We start from the raw sequence: 15,458 nt of genomic DNA on the forward strand, positions 1-15,458 counted from the left end.
GTTTGGACTAAATCTATTACAGAACAAATACTTTAAAATAATAGCATTCACATAAGAGACAACACGAAGGAGTAGTGATTTCAATGGTATTAGGTTTCAGTCTGATTTTACTCGTTATTATTTTGATCGGCGGTATCATTTGGCAAGCTAGTCGTAGTGTCCAATCGGCTCGTGCTGCTGGTCATTCACAAACACAATTACATTCCTTCGGTTACAAACAAGAATTGTTACGCGATATGGGTGGTTTTTCCAACTTTGCCGTTTCCTTTTCGATTATTTCGATTCTGACCGGTGCCGTCACCTTATATGGCTACGGTTTTAACCAAGGTGGCCCTGGCGTTATGGGTCTTGGTTGGCCGATTGTTACCTTTTTCGTTTTATTCGTAGCCGCCGCTATGGCTGAACTGACCTCGTCGATCTCCACCAGTGGTGCGATCTATCACTGGGCTGCGATCCTAGGCGGACCAACGTGGGGTTGGCTCACCGCTTGGTTAAACCTTGTTGGCCAAGTGACGATCGTTGCCGGGATCGACTTTGGTTGTGCCAGCTTTACTGCTGCATTGCTATTTGCACAGCCGACCAAGCCGCAAACTTTGATTGTTTTCGCAATTATTCTATTATCCCACGCCGTTTTAAACCATGTTGGTATCCGTATCATTGATAAACTCAATTCTATTTCGGCTTTTTATCATTTGATCGGCGTATTGCTGATCATCGGCGTATTAGTCTACTTTGGCCCGAAACATTCAGTCGGCTATATTTTCACCACTAACTTTTCTACCGTCACTTCCGGCAGTACTCCTTACTGGTTTGCCTTTCTACTGGGTTTGTTACAAGCGCAGTGGACGCTGACTGGCTATGATGCTTCCGCCCACACCAGTGAAGAAACTTTGGATCCACAAGTTAGGGCTCCATGGGGTGTTTTCCTTTCCGTCGCGATCTCCGGTATTTTTGGTTATATTTTGTTAGCCTTGGTCACTATGTCAATCAAAAATCCGCTGGCTGTAGCCCAAAGTGGAGATAACGCCTTTATGACCGTAATCCAACAAGCAGTTGGCGGCACCATCGGTCAAGCAATCTTATGGCTAGTCACGATTGCCATGTGGTTCTGTGGCCTATCAGCAATCACCTCCGCATCACGCATCGTGTTCGCCTTTAGTCGGGACAATGGCCTGCCATTTTCCAAGTTGTGGGCCAAAGTTTCACCTCGTTACCATACGCCGGCCGCTGCAATTTGGTTAGTCAGTGGCATCGCTTTTTTGTCCAGCCTGTCCGATAACGTTTATGCAATCGTTACTTCATTAAGTGTAATCGGCTTATACAGTTCCTACTTCATTCCCATCGCCTTAAAGATCCGCGCACGGCTACGCGGGGCTTGGACCGCCGCTGACGATGGCCCTTGGAATTTGCGTAAATGGAGTATGCCAGTAAACTTGATTGCTTGTTTGTGGATCATCTTCTTGGTCAGTTTGATGATCATTTCGCCAAGTACGATCACCCTGACCAAACACCTGACCTTGCATTACGCGACTGGCGAAATCTTCATTGCCGTGATCGTCCTGTTGTGTCTCGACTACTACTTCAGTGCTCGCAAAAAATTTGCTGGTCCCCATCTCGGTAGTTACGAAGGCATCAGTGTTCGTTTACAACACAAATCAAAAACACGGCTAGCTAAATTAGGTTTAGATCCTAAATAACACAAAACTGGCGCGACAACATTAGTTGCCACGCCAGTTTTGCTTTTCAGTGAAATTAGATGAGGTTAGTTAGGGGTTTGGGGTATGTTTATAATATACGGTCATTAGCTTAAACTAACCTTAAATACACCAAAGTTTTTTAATTTTAGCGTTATTTTTAAAACGCACCGCCACCGGAACCACCGCCAAAACCGCCAGAGTTCCCGCCGGAGAAACCACCAGAGCCGCCGCCCACATTAGAGCTGGCACTATGACTGGCCGCTAAACTACTACCGAAACCGCTGGTGAACGCTTCACCAAAGTCGGCTTGGCCACCAAAACCACCATAACCGTAAATAAATAGTGGATAGTTGATCGGCATGCTGGTCGCCAATTGTTCCTCACTAAAGTTCATCTTCAATGCGGCGACAACCTTATCCGCAGAGCCAAATGCCACTGCATAAGGTAAAATGCGATCCCAGAGAATTAAATCACCGACTTGTGCCATATCAAAATGACCAACATCTTCCAACATTTGCTTAAAACCGCGGACTTCGTTAATTTTCTGCGCGCCAAGTTGAGTATAACGTGGCAACGCGTGCGTTTTAACTAAAAGTAATATCCAGCCGGCTAATACTAACAACACCGACAGGCCCCACAATGGTACCCGGACACTAGGGAAAGTGAACAGCGCGGCCACACTTGCACCGGCTGCAAAGACTGTGCTAGCCACCGCGATCACCCAAGCGCGATTACGAATTTGCCCATTAATCGTATTTTCATAATGCAATTCATCAACCGCACCACGAACACGCATTTCCCAATCTTCGTACGCTTTGCTTAAACGCCCGCTTTTATCGGTTCGCCCGTAGTTTTTAATATCCACCAATGTGACTCCTTCATCACGATTGCGGCGAGGCACGGTTTCAAATAATAATTTGAAAACACGCTCCGGATTGGTAAATTTATCGGTCGGTGCCAACGCAAAAGTATCTTTATTGCCAACTTTAGTCGCCGTGATCGTGATTTTCTTTGCCACCGCCAAATCCATCAATGTGGCCGTAAAGGCTTTTTTGTTCGGGCCAAAAGCGTTCACCAAACGTTGGGCAACCGCAGGCGGATATTCGGGAATATCGTACCAATGCTTGATTGGTGCTGGTTCTGGGTAACGTTCGGCTGGATGCTTGCGTAACCAGAATAGCTGCGTTACTAATACAATACCACCTAAAATCAGACTGGCAAAAGCAATCAAACTCGGGATCAATTGTGCCCGCCGCCGTACCGCGTTGGCTTCCTTAGCAAAATCAGCCTCCTGCTGCTGAACCGCTTTTTTACGATTTTTATCACTAGTCTTCGCGTTGTCCGCGGTCACCGCCGTTGGAAACAACATATGACTCTCAACAAAAGTGTTGGCTGGATTTTTATCCAAAGTGATCACTACACGACCAGCCTTACGTTCAACCTTGGTATTACCAGATAACGGTCCGTGCGTCCACGCTTGCAGCTGACGCACATTTTTCTGCGGCAATTGAATTGTCACTTTTACATTATTTAGTGGTACGTCCCAGCCGGTACCGATCACTTTCCAGTTCAATTCAGCGGTGTCGCGATAATTGGTCACCACACCATTCAAGCGGTAGCGATATAAAAAGGTCACTGTATCATCACTAACCGGATAGAATACCTTTATCTGGCGCCGGTTATTACTATCAGTCGTTGTGTAGGTCCCAGGTGCTTCCGTATTACTAGCCGTCAAGGCCTTGACTCCTGAGCTAGATTGCACCGCTACACTAAGCGCAGTCATCCCATCGATCCCCGCCGTATCCTGATTATAGTAAACTCCATTAAAGTCACCATCAAAATCGTACCGTACCTTCTGCGTTACCGCCGCACTACCATCTTTCGCGACATCAATTGCCATATCATAATCAGTAATATCATAACTTCTAGCCTGCACCGCTGCAGACCAGCCAAATATCAACAAACCACCTATCAGCACTAACAGCCACTTTAGCCGTTGCCGCATGCTCTAACCCCCTTTATATAAAACACTATTAAGCTTTATTTTATAGCTTCAAATAATTGTTTTTAAACGTATCTTGTTATCCTTTATTCTACCATGCGCCGTGGATGGCCACAAAAAAATGCGTTAAGTAACTAACTTACTATTTTTCAGTTGTTTTATTTAATTAAGTTTTAGCTGTATTTATTTAATGAATTACACATAAATCATTGCATATATTTTATTTTTCATCATAAAAGGGGTTGACATCACTCTAATACGGCTCTAAAATAAGCATCACAAATTAAAATTAAATGATAAACAGATGAGCCAGTATTGCAATGCTGACACAAAAATTTATCCACTATTAATGAGGAGTGATTAGATGCGTAAATACGGAATTATTGGTGTGGGGCCATGTTGGTGCCACAACTGCTTATACTTTGGTGACCAAAGGAATTGCCGATGAACTCATCCTCCTCGATGATCATAACGAAGCAAAAGCAATGGCCGAAAAGTTAGACCTTGAAGACGCTCAAGCACGTCTGGACACTCGCACACGAATCAAAGTCGGTGATTACGCTGAATTAGCCGATGCCGATATTTTATTTGTGACTGCTGGTAACATCCACGCGTTGGACAACGCCAGCGGCAATCGCTGGGCTGAATTTAGTTACACTCGCGAAATCGTGCAAGATATTGCACCTAAAATCAAAGCTTCTGGCTTTAAAGGCGTATTGATCGATGTCATGAATCCTTGTGACTGTATCACTTATTACTTACAACAAACGACTGGCTTACCACAAAGCCACGTCCTTGGTACCGGTACTTTCTTAGATACCGCGCGAATGCAAAAAGTCGTTAGTGACCAATTTGACGTTGATCCTAAAAACGTCACTGGCTACGTTTATGGTGAACATGGTGAATCACAATTTTCCGCTTGGTCGACGGTTCGAGTCAACGGCTTGCCAATCAAAGAATTAGCAGCTGATAAAGATATCGATCTAAATGAGTTGGAAGATGCTGCCCGCCGTGGCGGCTGGGCCGTTCATTCCGGTAAAGGTTATACTAGCTATGCCATCGCTACTTGTGCCGTTAAATTAAGTCAGGCCGTTTTAGCCGATGCTAACCTTGCTTGTCCATGCTCCGCCTTCAGCGAAAAGTATCAAACCTATGTTGGTCAACCAGCTATCATTGGTAAAGACGGTGTCGTTAGTGTCACCGAATTACCATTGACTGCCGCAGAAGAAGCTAAATTCAAGCGCTCCGCCGGCTTGATTCGCGAAAAATTTGAAACTTTACCTGGAATGGCTAAGAAAGCTGTTAAAACTGCATAAAACAAATGCCAGCAAGGACATTATTTGCCCTCGCTGGCATTTTTAGTTTAGTCAAAGATCGTTTGCTGCCGCTCAACTGCCAAACCGACGATCAACATCATTACATCTAAAACAAGCAAAATTAACAACAATAGCGTCCATGAATGAAGCGCACCGTAAACCAAGCCAAACGACACAGGTCCCACGGCTGCCAATAAATAGCCAGCTGATTGTGCCATCCCCGAAATTGCCGCTGTTTCTGCCGCCGTGGTGGTTTTTAAGCTAAACAGAGTCATGCATAAACCAAATGCACCGGTACTGGCTAAACCAAGCAATACGCACAACACACCTAAGTACCACAATGAATGACTTGGTACTAACAGCCCAGCTAAACCGAGTACGAACATCCCACAAATCGCCCAGATCAAGTCACTCCGCTGTTTGGCTTTGGCCGCCAAGGTTGGAATAAAATAAGCTGCCGGTAGCGCTGCTAATTGAAATAGTCCCAGCATTAAACCCGAAGTTGTTGCTGGAACACCGCGGCTAGTCATAATTTTCGGCAGCCACGTTAAAACCGTGTAAAACAGCAACGACTGAATCCCCATCATTACGGTCATCAACCAAGCCCCGCGTACCCGCCAAACCGAGCGTACTTTTGGTTGATTGTTCGCTGGTACTAGACGATGATTTAATCGTAAATTCGGCAACCACAGCAGCGCAATCATACCAGCAATTAACGCCAAAATCTGTAAAACCGGCTGCCAGCCGAATTGTTTGGCTAACGGCGCACTGGCACCAGCGCCAACCGCACTGAATAACGTCATTGAAAAAGTATATAGACTCGTAACGCTGCCCAACCGCTGCAGAAAATGATCCGCGATCACCGCTGGTACTAACACGTTCATTACCGCGATCCCGACGCCTAACAATAACGTGCCGACCAATAACCAAATCGCGCTAAAGCCACGTAAAAAGTCACCAAGCGTCAAAAACACTAGCGCGATAAAAATCGTCAGCTCATTGCCCCAGCGACGCGCTAACTGTGGCGCAAACGGCGATAATAACGCAAAACACAACAACGGAATTGTTGTCAAACTTCCTAATAAACTAGCCGGCAACTGTAAACTACGCTGGATCGTACCCAACAACGCCGGAATCGCTGTGATCGGCATCCGCAAACAAGTCCCTACCAGAATAATTCCCAATAATAACCAACGATAGCGCTTCTGCATACCCCAACACCCGCTTTCTGAAAACATTTTAATTTAAGCCTACCATTTTTCATGAAAAAGACAATCCAGCAAAAAAGAGTTGTCACATAAGTAAGTTATGTCGCAACTCTTTCGTTGTACTTCCAAATATAATATAGGCAAAACGTGCTTCACAAGGCAACGTTTTCTACCTTGATATTCATTCGACCTATGCCCATTTTGCCGCATCGATACCAAATGGCGTTACTCGATCAAACGAATTGATCGGTGTATCATCGACTTGATAGAAATGAGCTTTGATCGCGGTAAAATCAGTATTTTGCTTAAATGCAGGTAGTCGATACAATCGTTTGGCGTACGACCATAATGCTGGATAATCGGTTAACTTTTTATAACTTAATTTATTCTGGTAGTAATAAACTAAATCAAACCGCACCAACGTAACGAATAAGCGAATATCCGGTTGTGTCAGCTGATCGCCTAATAAGTAGGGCTGAGTTGACAATATTTGATCAAAACTAGCTAAACGCGTAAAGAAAGTCTGAGCCAGTTGTTCGTACTCTACTTGCGATTTAGCCTGTAAAATTTTGCCAGGGACTTCATTAATTTCGTGCAGTATGGTCTGGCTTGTCTGACGAACTGCCTCTTTTTGTTCTGCAGGATAAAGTTCTGGTGCAGCAGTGCTAAAATAAGGTCGCCAGGCTGTCGCTAAATTATCCAACAAGAAATTAGCATCATTGTTGACCACAGCACCTGTCGTCGTATCGACTAATGCTGGTACCGTCGCACGACCACTAAATGTCGGTAGTGCCTGCCGATAGTTTTCTGATAATCGTGCTGTCTGTAACACTGGATCTTTAACTTGATTGGTGGCCCCAAACACCCAATCTGTGTCTAAGTCACGACGACGCAATGATTGAATCTCACCTTTAGATATAACTTGATCTAAACCTAATAAATCAATTTCGATCGCAATTTGCGTCGCCCAAGGACAAAACTTACCCCAAATCAGTCGATAGCGTCCAGCTTGAATTGCAATTGGTGTTTGTATTTTTTGACTTTTTGTAGCTACCTTAGCCTGTCCTGGGTGCCATTCACATGCTGCTGCCATACTGTTTTCCTCCTATATATAGTCTTTATTATGGGTTGTTGTCATTCCTGCGGCAAAACAAATGCCTGCCTAATCGCTTGGTCAAGGTCGGCAATCAAATCCCGAACATCTTCTAGGCCAATCGAAAGCCGCAGCACTTGTTGATTTAATTGATGCTTTAACCGAATTGCTTGCGGCATTTCTCGATGGGTGACCTTAACCGGATTAACGATCAAAGAACGGACATCACCAACGTTAGGTAAATAAGTAAAGACATGTACATTATCCAATACTTTTGCGACTTGTTCCTCATCACCAGCAAGTTCAAACGATAAGATAGCCCCAATACCATGTGGAAAATACTTCTTAACCAACTGATTATCCTTTTCAATCCCCGAATAGTAAACGTGCTTAACATGTGGATTAGTCGTCAAATATTGTGCGATTGCTGTAGCACTTTGTACTTCCTTACTTAAACGCTCAGAAATTGTTTCTAATCCAAGTAGCGCTAAGTAGGCATCGAATGGACTCATTACGGCACCAAGCAAGCGCAAATACTTCATGCGGATCCGATTAATAAACGCATTAGCGCCAAATTTACTATAGAAACTAGCAGTTTTGTGCTGCGCTTCGTCACCTAAAATAAACTCTGGTTCAGTCATCTGCGGGAATTTACCGTTGTTCCAATCAAATTGACCATGATCAATGACCACACCAGAAACAACATTTCCATGACCGTTAATTCCTTTAGTTGAGGAATAAACATCAATATCAGCACCAAATTCAAAGGGACGACATAAATATGGTGTAGGAAAGGTATTATCAACGATCAAGGGTATCCCAGCCGCATGCGCGATCTGTGCAAGTGCCGCAATATCCGCAACTTCTGTGCTCGGATTAGCGACACTTTCAATATAAATTGCTTTTGTCTCCGGTCGCAATAATGATTTGATCGTTGTTAGATCATTAATATCATCGAAAAAATCAAATTGGATTCCAAATTTAGGTAACAAAGTTCTGAATTCATCCAAACTAGCACCATAAATATTGGTTGGTGCTAGGATACGGCCACCACCTTCGGCCACATTTAAAAGCGCATAAGAAATTGCGGCCATTCCTGAACCAACTGCTACTGCATCAGTACCACCATCCAAAGCAGCTAGCCTTTTTTCAAAAGCCCGCACTGTCGGATTACCAACTCGTGAATAAGTGTAGGCGTCGGCCTTAGTTCCCGCAGTAATTGCGGCAGCCGTTTCAGTGTCACCTAAACCAAATGCCGCGGTCTGATAAATCGGCACTAGTGGCGATTGTAAATGAGCAGCCGGATCGTATCCAGCATGTAAGCGTGCTGTATCAAAATGTTCAGGTTTCAAAATTTATCCCTCCACTTTTTCCATTCCTTTGGGAGATTTATCTTCCATAGTACTAATCAGCAAGTTCAGCTAACCAACGTCGGGCATTTTTTTCAAAGAACTGTGCCCCGACAATGATCAGTTTATCGTCCGCAATAAAATGTGGATTATGGGCACTAACACTACCACCATTGCCAATGTTGGCATAAACGCCAGGAATCAAAGCTTGATAACAAGCAAAATCATCGCTACCTAATTTAGGTTGCTGTACATAAGTGGGCGCAAACTTTTCCGTCTCATCTTGCACTAATGCAGTTAATTTAGCATCATTATCTACTGAGGGATCACCATCATACCAGTCGATATCAGCCTGAATTTGTTGTGCCTTAGCGGTGTATTTAACTGTTTCAAAAAAGCGCTGCTTGATTTGCTTACGCACTTCTTTATCCGCAGTCCGCACTGTCCCTTCAAAAAATGCCTTTTCCGGTAATACATTCCAGGTATTTCCAGCATTCACATGGGTAATACTGACGACACCTGCCTTAAAAGGATCTAGATTACGACTAACGATTGTTTGTAATGCACTGATCGTCGCTCCCAGTGCCGGAATCGGATCCTTACCATTTTGCGGTGCTGAGGCATGCGTGCCAACGCCGCTTAAAGTGACTTTAAATTTATCAATGGCTCCACTAGTAATGCCCGCTTTTAAACCAATTGCACCAACTGGCTGTTGCGGCGTATTATGAAACCCTAAAATTGCCTGTACATCAGTCAATTGACCATCATCGATCACCTGCAAGGCACCTTCTTGATCTTCTTCAGATAGTTGGAAAATCAATCGTATCTTACCTGGCAGAGCAGCTTCTTCTTGCTTCAACAAATAAGCTGCTCCAAGCAAAGCCGCAATATGTGTATCATGACCACAAGCATGCATGATTCCCGGTACTTTTGAACTAAAAGACACACCCGAAGCTTCAGTGATCGGCAACGCATCAATATCAGCTCGCAAAGCAATCAGCGGTTTAGTTTTAAGCCCAATTTCAGCAAAAACACCCGTTTTAAGCTTTGTTGGTAAAATTTTAATGTGCCACGCTTCTAGAATTGCTTTAATTTTCGCAGTTGTTTTAAATTCATGATTGGCTAACTCTGGATATTCATGAAAGTCATGCCGATACGTGATTAATTGTTTTTCTAGTTCTGCTAGACTTAAATGACTCATATGATTAGCCTCCTAATTATTCCCTTAAAACTTTAGGTGAAAAATCACTACCTAAATATTTATTACTAATTTTAGTCAATGTCCCATCCTTAGCTAACTTAACTAACTCCTCATTAACTGCTTGTTGGAACTTCTTGTCCTTAGCTGTTTTGCCAAAAACAAAATAAGTATACGGATGATCAAAATTATTGCCATCTTTATTACGTTGTAATTTCACAGCTTTAACGTTTTTAATGTTGTATTCTTTCTGTTCAGCGTTATACATTGATAGATCGGTATAAGCAAAATCATATTTACCGGAACTAACATCTTGTAAATCGTGATAATCTTTAACGTAGGAAATCTTGATTTTATTTTTCGGATTATCTTTATTGTATTGTTCCAAATTAAGCGAAAAACCAGTTCCAACTTGTGCTGGCGTAGTTTTGCCAGCAGCAGTGTTGAAGCTCTTAATTGTATTATTTGATTTTTTCACAATGAAGACAGGTTTATCTTCAAAAATTGGTTTAGAGAATAAGTATTTTTCCTTACGCTCAGCCGTCTTACCAAAGTGATTAACCCCTATATCTGCGCGTCCAGCATCAATATTACCTAATAAAGCATCGAAGTTAGCCAACTTCCACTTTAATTTATATTGCGGCAGTCTTTTCACAACTGCTTTTAAAACATCAGCATCATATCCTGTGATTTCTCCAGATTTACTTTTAACCGCGAATGGTGCCACATTACCATCAGTAATCGCAGTGATTGTTGTAGTTTTAGTGGCTGCTTTAACCGTATTATTTGGTAAATTAATTGTACCTGCTATCGTAGCTGTAATGGCCAAGGTTAGTAAAACGACTTTTTGTTTTAATTTCATGAAAAAATTCCTCCAACTCTTTTATTGTGCAATAGCTTGCTGTGTAAAGCGGCTTAAAAAACGCTGTGTCCGTGCTTGTTGCGGATTATTCAACACTTCTTCTGGTGTACCTGATTCAATGATTTGCCCACTTTCAAAAAAAATCACTTTAGTGGCTACTTCTTTCACAAATTCCAGTTCATGTGACACTAAAATAACCGTATAATCAGGATGGTTTTCAACGACCGCCCTTAATGTAGTCAAAACTTCACCAACTAATTCTGAGTCTAACGCCGACGTTGGTTCATCCAACAATAAAATCTTAGAATCTGTGGCCAAAGACCGAGCAATTGCTACTCGTTGTTTTTGTCCACCAGATAGTTGTCCTGGGTAAAAGTTGGCATAGGCACCTAAGCCAACTTTATCCAACTCTTCAAGCGCCCGTTGCTTGGCTGCCACTTTGTTCACTTTTTTAACGGTAATTAAATTTTCAGCAACATTCTGCCAAGCTGTTTTTTGTCTAAACAGATTGAATTGTTGAAAAACCATCGTGGATTCCTGGCGAATTCCCACTGCCTGTTTTTTAGAAATATTAGGTGCGGTGAAATGCGAATCACCAATAGTCACTTCACCTTCATCTGGTTTTTCAAGTAAATTTAGGCAACGTAATAATGTTGATTTTCCTGAGCCAGAAGGACCAATGATTGCTAAAATCTCTCCCATGTTAACTTTTAAATTAATATCATTAAAAATCTCATGATTACTAAAAGTTTTCGCTAAATGCTTAATTTCAATCATTTTATCGCCCTCCTATTTTGTTTCAGTTTCTAAAACTTGTAACGAGCGTTTAATTGGTAATGCATTGTCTTCAAGTGTGTCATTAATTTCAACTACTTTTTGGACCGTTCTAAACTTATTGAGCCGCTTTTCAACAAAACGAATAATAACCTCGGTAATTACCGTTAATGCCCAATAAATTATTGCCAAGGAAAGATAGACTTCAAAATATCTAAAATTGCGACCAGCAATAATCTGACCCTCAGCAGTCATTTCAATTACACCGGCAACAAAAGCTAGCGAGGTTCCCTTGATCAAACTGATAAACTGATTTCCTAAAGTCGGCAACGCGACTACCAACGCTTCTGGAATTGTAATTCGCCGTAAAATCTGGCCGCCAGTCATGCCCAGCGATTGTGCTGCCTCAATTTCACCACGGTCCACCGAAAGTAAAGCACCACGAATGTTTTCAGAATTATAAGCTGCTTCATTAATTGCAAACGCGACAAAAACAAACAGGAATGCCGGTAAATTATTGATGTTATAATTCGTATGATTATAATAATTCCAGTATTTCAATGCGATTGGCACTCCATAATAAGATAAATACAACTGTACTAATAGCGGCGTCCCACGTACAAATGAAACTAATAACGTAAATAACTGAGTCAAAACCGGTATTTTATTCAACCGCACTAATGCGATAATCAGCGCAAAGACTAGCCCAACAATCATCGATAAAATAACAATTGCTAAAGTGATCGGTAGATACTGCAACAATTGTGGTATATTCGTCAAAATCATTTTAAAATCAATTAACTTAGGCATTTATTCTTCCTCCTCAAATTTTAGGGTACTGTCAAACGTACCTCGTTTTTGTTATTAATTTCCGAATATTAAAAAACACCCGAACGTCTTTTTCTGGTATTCTTGGTGTGCGAACAACAAGAAAATCCAGAAAGAAGGATTCGAGTGCATACACCATTAATAGCCTATTTAGTTCTAATAATCAAGCTCCAAAGACAAATTATTTTGATCCTTTTAGCTCAGTTGGCTGAGATCTTTGCTCATTCACGGCTGCCAAGCGCTGATAAACCGGTATTCAAGCGTTTTAACCAATTTCAGGTCGATGAGAAAGTCCCACTACTTCAAGCTGATATCGGTTCTAAAGCCCTCGACTACCAGCAGTTGATCGCTGAGTCGCTTGAAAAGAACGGTAAGCCGATACTGCCAGTCAGGCGGCGTAAACCAATCATCTTTGCGGCGCAAGACTGTCCGCGGTGCTCGGCACCACAGGACTATCTTTACGCCAATAACGGTGCTGGCGGTCAGCTACGGTGCAAGGTCTGTCAGTTCAAGTTTCAAGATGGTCACGCCGAGAAGAATAAGACGGTCGCTTTACGTTGTCCTTATTGCCAGAATCGCCTGAGTATTCACAACCGTCGGACCAGGTTCGACGTCTGGTGTTGTTATAACGATAAGTGCGCTTTTCGCCTTGGTGCGATCGCCTCAATGTCACCCGCTGAAGTCGCTGACTTCAACGTCCATCCAACTGCCCACAAGGTGCGCTACACTTGGCGAACCTACAACTTTGAACTTAAAGGCATTGCGCCAGAATCGCCGATCCAAGCACCGGTAGACCTCGATCGGATTCAAGCCAGCCCTGAAGTGCTGGGCTTGGTGCTGACCTATCACATCAACTATGGTCTGTCAGCGCGGCGAACCGCGGCGATCATGTACGATATTCATGGCGTTAAAATCTCACACCAGACCATCCATAACTACGAAATGGCGGTAGCCGCTGTTGTCCGGCCTTTCTGGGCGAATTATCCTTACGCACTGTCCGATCAGATTGTTGGTGACGAGACTTACGTGCGCGTGAAAGGCAAGTGGCACTATATCTTCTACTTCTACGACGCCAAGTGTAAGCTCATTCTCGCCGACTACGTGACCCCTAATCGCACAACCGAATCAGCGGTCATTGCGATCAACCAAGTCCTCCAAAAGATGCCTCAGATCCCTGAGAAGCTTAACTTCGTCGTTGACGCGAATCCGATCTACCAAGTTGCCCAGATCTATTTTGCACAACAGGGCATCAAGTTTGGCATTCACCAGGTTGTTGGTCTTGAAAACAAAGATGAGATCAGTCGTGAGTACCGCTTCTTAAAGCAAACCATTGAGCGCTTGAATCGTTCCTACAAAGAAAATTATCGTTCCAGTACCGGCTTTGGCTCTGCCACAGGTTCAGCGAGTTACACGGCACTTTATTCAGCGGCCTATAACTTCTTGCGGCCTCATGAAGCACTGCATTACCGCATTCCTGTTGAGTTACCACAACTCAAACCGTTTGAACGAATGCCGGACAAATGGCTGGCGCTAATTGAACTAGCGCAATCTCAATTACCAACTGCAGCCTAGTATTCTGCAAAAAAATCAGACTATCTAAGGCTTAATTTGTGTACCCTAGAACACATAAAATAGGCAAGGTCCAGTGAGAAGTAACGCTTGAATTAAGTTCTTTTCATCCGTGGACAGTGATGCCGTACAATAAACATCATCCCCTCCCTGAACATCCGGTTTTGAACTTGGGTTTCATGGAACTTTAGACGTTACCAATTTTAGCAACGAAAAAAGCACTTTCGCCCCAGTATATTGCTATACAAGGGCGAAAGTGCTTTTCCGCGTTACCACCTTAATTTAAATAATCCTTACGAATCATTCCTCTTCAAGTGCACCGATCTAAAATCGGTATACTCTAACTCGTTAACGGGAGTGCCCGTTACAACTTTGCCTATGCTCAGCTGTAATTCAAATCCAAGACCATCTTCAACTGCCTGCTAATGTCACTTTGCACCAATTAGTGACTCTCTTCAAATAGCAAATCAATTTACTCATCTTTTCATTTTGATTTAATGCTTTATTCGATTGTTTCAAATTATAATGAGCTACTTTCTAATTGTCAATGACTTTTTTACAAAAAAAACAGGCTAGCACTTAGAATTCGACATCTAAGTAACTAGTCTGTTAGTTTATTGTTTATTCATCTACTCGCACGAAAATTCCTAACGGATCAACAATAATCTGGCTAGTATCAGCAGTTTGATAATACAAAGCAGCACTTTCGCCAGCCGAATTAAGCATATTTACTTGTGGGAGATTTAGCGCCGAATCACTTAGTGACGTTAAGTGGACTTTTTTGTATGACTTAATATTTTGCTTATAAATCGGATGACTGGTAGTTTGATTCATACCTTCAAATTGATATAACAGCGGTGAAGTCGTGAATTGTAATGATTTTTTGTCGGGATTGATGATTGGCTGGGCGTGAGTCGCCGCATAGATCGTTTTGGCTAAATAATCGCCACTGCGCTGATTATAGGCGGACATGAAGTCTTTCAATTCATACAAACTGGCAAAATAGCGTAATTGTCCGGTAAAACGATAAAATTTCTGCTCGCTGGTGCCCGTACCGATATAGCTCACCACCATGACGTGGCCTTTATGATCATTACTGACCGTTAGCAGTGCCAGTTGTTTGTTTTGATATTGCAAATAGGCTGCTGGAATCTGATAAGTACGATTACGATACCGATAATTCTCAATTTTACCGGCAAAGGGCGCTTGCTGAGTTGTGACTTTATTTGCAGCATGAATCGGTGTTGGTAATAGCAGTAAGACAACTAGCGCGCTAAATAACCAAGTTAGACGTTTTAATTGCATGATAAATTCCTTTATTTTTAAATTAGCGCACCGCTAAAAAGCAGTGCTGCGGTCTGCATTCATTTTAGCATAATTTTGCTAATGAGAGGCGTGTAAGCCAAGATTCTGGTTAACATCGATTATGTAACTCACTTTATAATTAACCATTTTTATAGCACTACTTTCACTTTAAATTAAATTTAAATGTGAAAATCTTTATTTTCTAACTATTTTATAATTTCGTTTGACTTCTATTTTGCAAACCCTTTAAATTAAAG

11 protein-coding genes, 1 pseudogene and 1 other annotated feature are annotated in these 15,458 nt (G+C 42.5%); of the genes and pseudogenes, 3 read left to right on the forward strand and 9 right to left on the reverse strand.

Going from position 1 to position 15,458, the window contains the following annotated elements:
• Window positions 1–83: 83 nt before the first annotated feature.
• Window positions 84–1,697 (forward strand): amino acid permease, encoded by a 1,614-nt coding sequence (locus LC20001_RS12650; RefSeq protein WP_010009150.1) that lies wholly within the window; start codon window positions 84–86, stop codon window positions 1,695–1,697.
• A 157-nt stretch (window positions 1,698–1,854) separates the two neighbouring features.
• On the opposite strand, the gene LC20001_RS12655 is transcribed toward LC20001_RS12650, so the two are convergent.
• Window positions 1,855–3,702, reverse strand: a complete 1,848-nt coding sequence (locus tag LC20001_RS12655) for a DUF2207 domain-containing protein (protein WP_010009151.1) — start codon at window positions 3,700–3,702, stop codon at window positions 1,855–1,857.
• A 361-nt stretch (window positions 3,703–4,063) separates the two neighbouring features.
• On the opposite strand from LC20001_RS12655, the pseudogene LC20001_RS12660 reads away from it, so the two are divergent.
• Window positions 4,064–5,015, forward strand: a pseudogene (locus tag LC20001_RS12660) (L-lactate dehydrogenase).
• A gap of 47 nt (window positions 5,016–5,062) precedes the next feature.
• Here LC20001_RS12660 and LC20001_RS12665 read toward each other — a convergent pair.
• The 7 genes from LC20001_RS12665 to LC20001_RS12695 all read right to left on the reverse strand — a co-directional run bounded on the left by LC20001_RS12665 (window position 5,063) and on the right by LC20001_RS12695 (window position 12,309).
• The gene (locus LC20001_RS12665; RefSeq protein ID WP_010009153.1) at window positions 5,063–6,226 is read right to left on the reverse strand and encodes a CynX/NimT family MFS transporter; all 1,164 of its coding nucleotides are present in this window, start codon (window positions 6,224–6,226) and stop codon (window positions 5,063–5,065) included.
• Between the two features lie 187 nt (window positions 6,227–6,413).
• A complete protein-coding gene (locus LC20001_RS12670) occupies window positions 6,414–7,316 on the reverse strand; it encodes a glutathione S-transferase C-terminal domain-containing protein (protein WP_010009155.1) in 903 nt (300 codons plus the stop codon).
• 41 nt (window positions 7,317–7,357) lie between these two features.
• On the reverse strand, window positions 7,358–8,668 hold the full coding sequence (locus LC20001_RS12675) for an O-acetylhomoserine aminocarboxypropyltransferase/cysteine synthase family protein (RefSeq protein ID WP_010009158.1): 1,311 nt from the start codon (window positions 8,666–8,668) through the stop codon (window positions 7,358–7,360).
• Window positions 8,669–8,720: 52 nt separating this feature from the next.
• The gene (locus LC20001_RS12680; protein WP_010009159.1) at window positions 8,721–9,866 is read right to left on the reverse strand and encodes an amidohydrolase; all 1,146 of its coding nucleotides are present in this window, start codon (window positions 9,864–9,866) and stop codon (window positions 8,721–8,723) included.
• A 16-nt stretch (window positions 9,867–9,882) separates the two neighbouring features.
• Window positions 9,883–10,725: a transporter substrate-binding domain-containing protein gene (locus LC20001_RS12685; RefSeq protein ID WP_010009160.1), complete on the reverse strand. Its 843-nt coding sequence runs from the start codon at window positions 10,723–10,725 to the stop codon at window positions 9,883–9,885.
• A gap of 21 nt (window positions 10,726–10,746) precedes the next feature.
• Complete coding sequence (locus tag LC20001_RS12690; protein ID WP_010009162.1) at window positions 10,747–11,502, reverse strand: amino acid ABC transporter ATP-binding protein; 756 nt, start codon at window positions 11,500–11,502, stop codon at window positions 10,747–10,749.
• Between the two features lie 12 nt (window positions 11,503–11,514).
• Complete coding sequence (locus LC20001_RS12695; protein WP_010009164.1) at window positions 11,515–12,309, reverse strand: amino acid ABC transporter permease; 795 nt, start codon at window positions 12,307–12,309, stop codon at window positions 11,515–11,517.
• A 144-nt stretch (window positions 12,310–12,453) separates the two neighbouring features.
• Between LC20001_RS12695 and LC20001_RS12700 the strand changes: the two genes are divergently transcribed.
• On the forward strand, window positions 12,454–13,899 hold the full coding sequence (locus LC20001_RS12700; RefSeq protein ID WP_169925072.1) for a DDE-type integrase/transposase/recombinase: 1,446 nt from the start codon (window positions 12,454–12,456) through the stop codon (window positions 13,897–13,899).
• A gap of 240 nt (window positions 13,900–14,139) precedes the next feature.
• Window positions 14,140–14,393, reverse strand: a binding site (T-box leader).
• Between the two features lie 124 nt (window positions 14,394–14,517).
• Here the strand turns inward: LC20001_RS12700 and LC20001_RS12705 are convergent.
• Window positions 14,518–15,201 (reverse strand): hypothetical protein, encoded by a 684-nt coding sequence (locus LC20001_RS12705; protein ID WP_010009166.1) that lies wholly within the window; start codon window positions 15,199–15,201, stop codon window positions 14,518–14,520.
• Window positions 15,202–15,458 lie beyond the last annotated feature (257 nt).

Source organism: Loigolactobacillus coryniformis subsp. coryniformis KCTC 3167 = DSM 20001 (genome assembly GCF_002706425.1).
Lineage (GTDB): Bacteria > Bacillota > Bacilli > Lactobacillales > Lactobacillaceae > Loigolactobacillus > Loigolactobacillus coryniformis.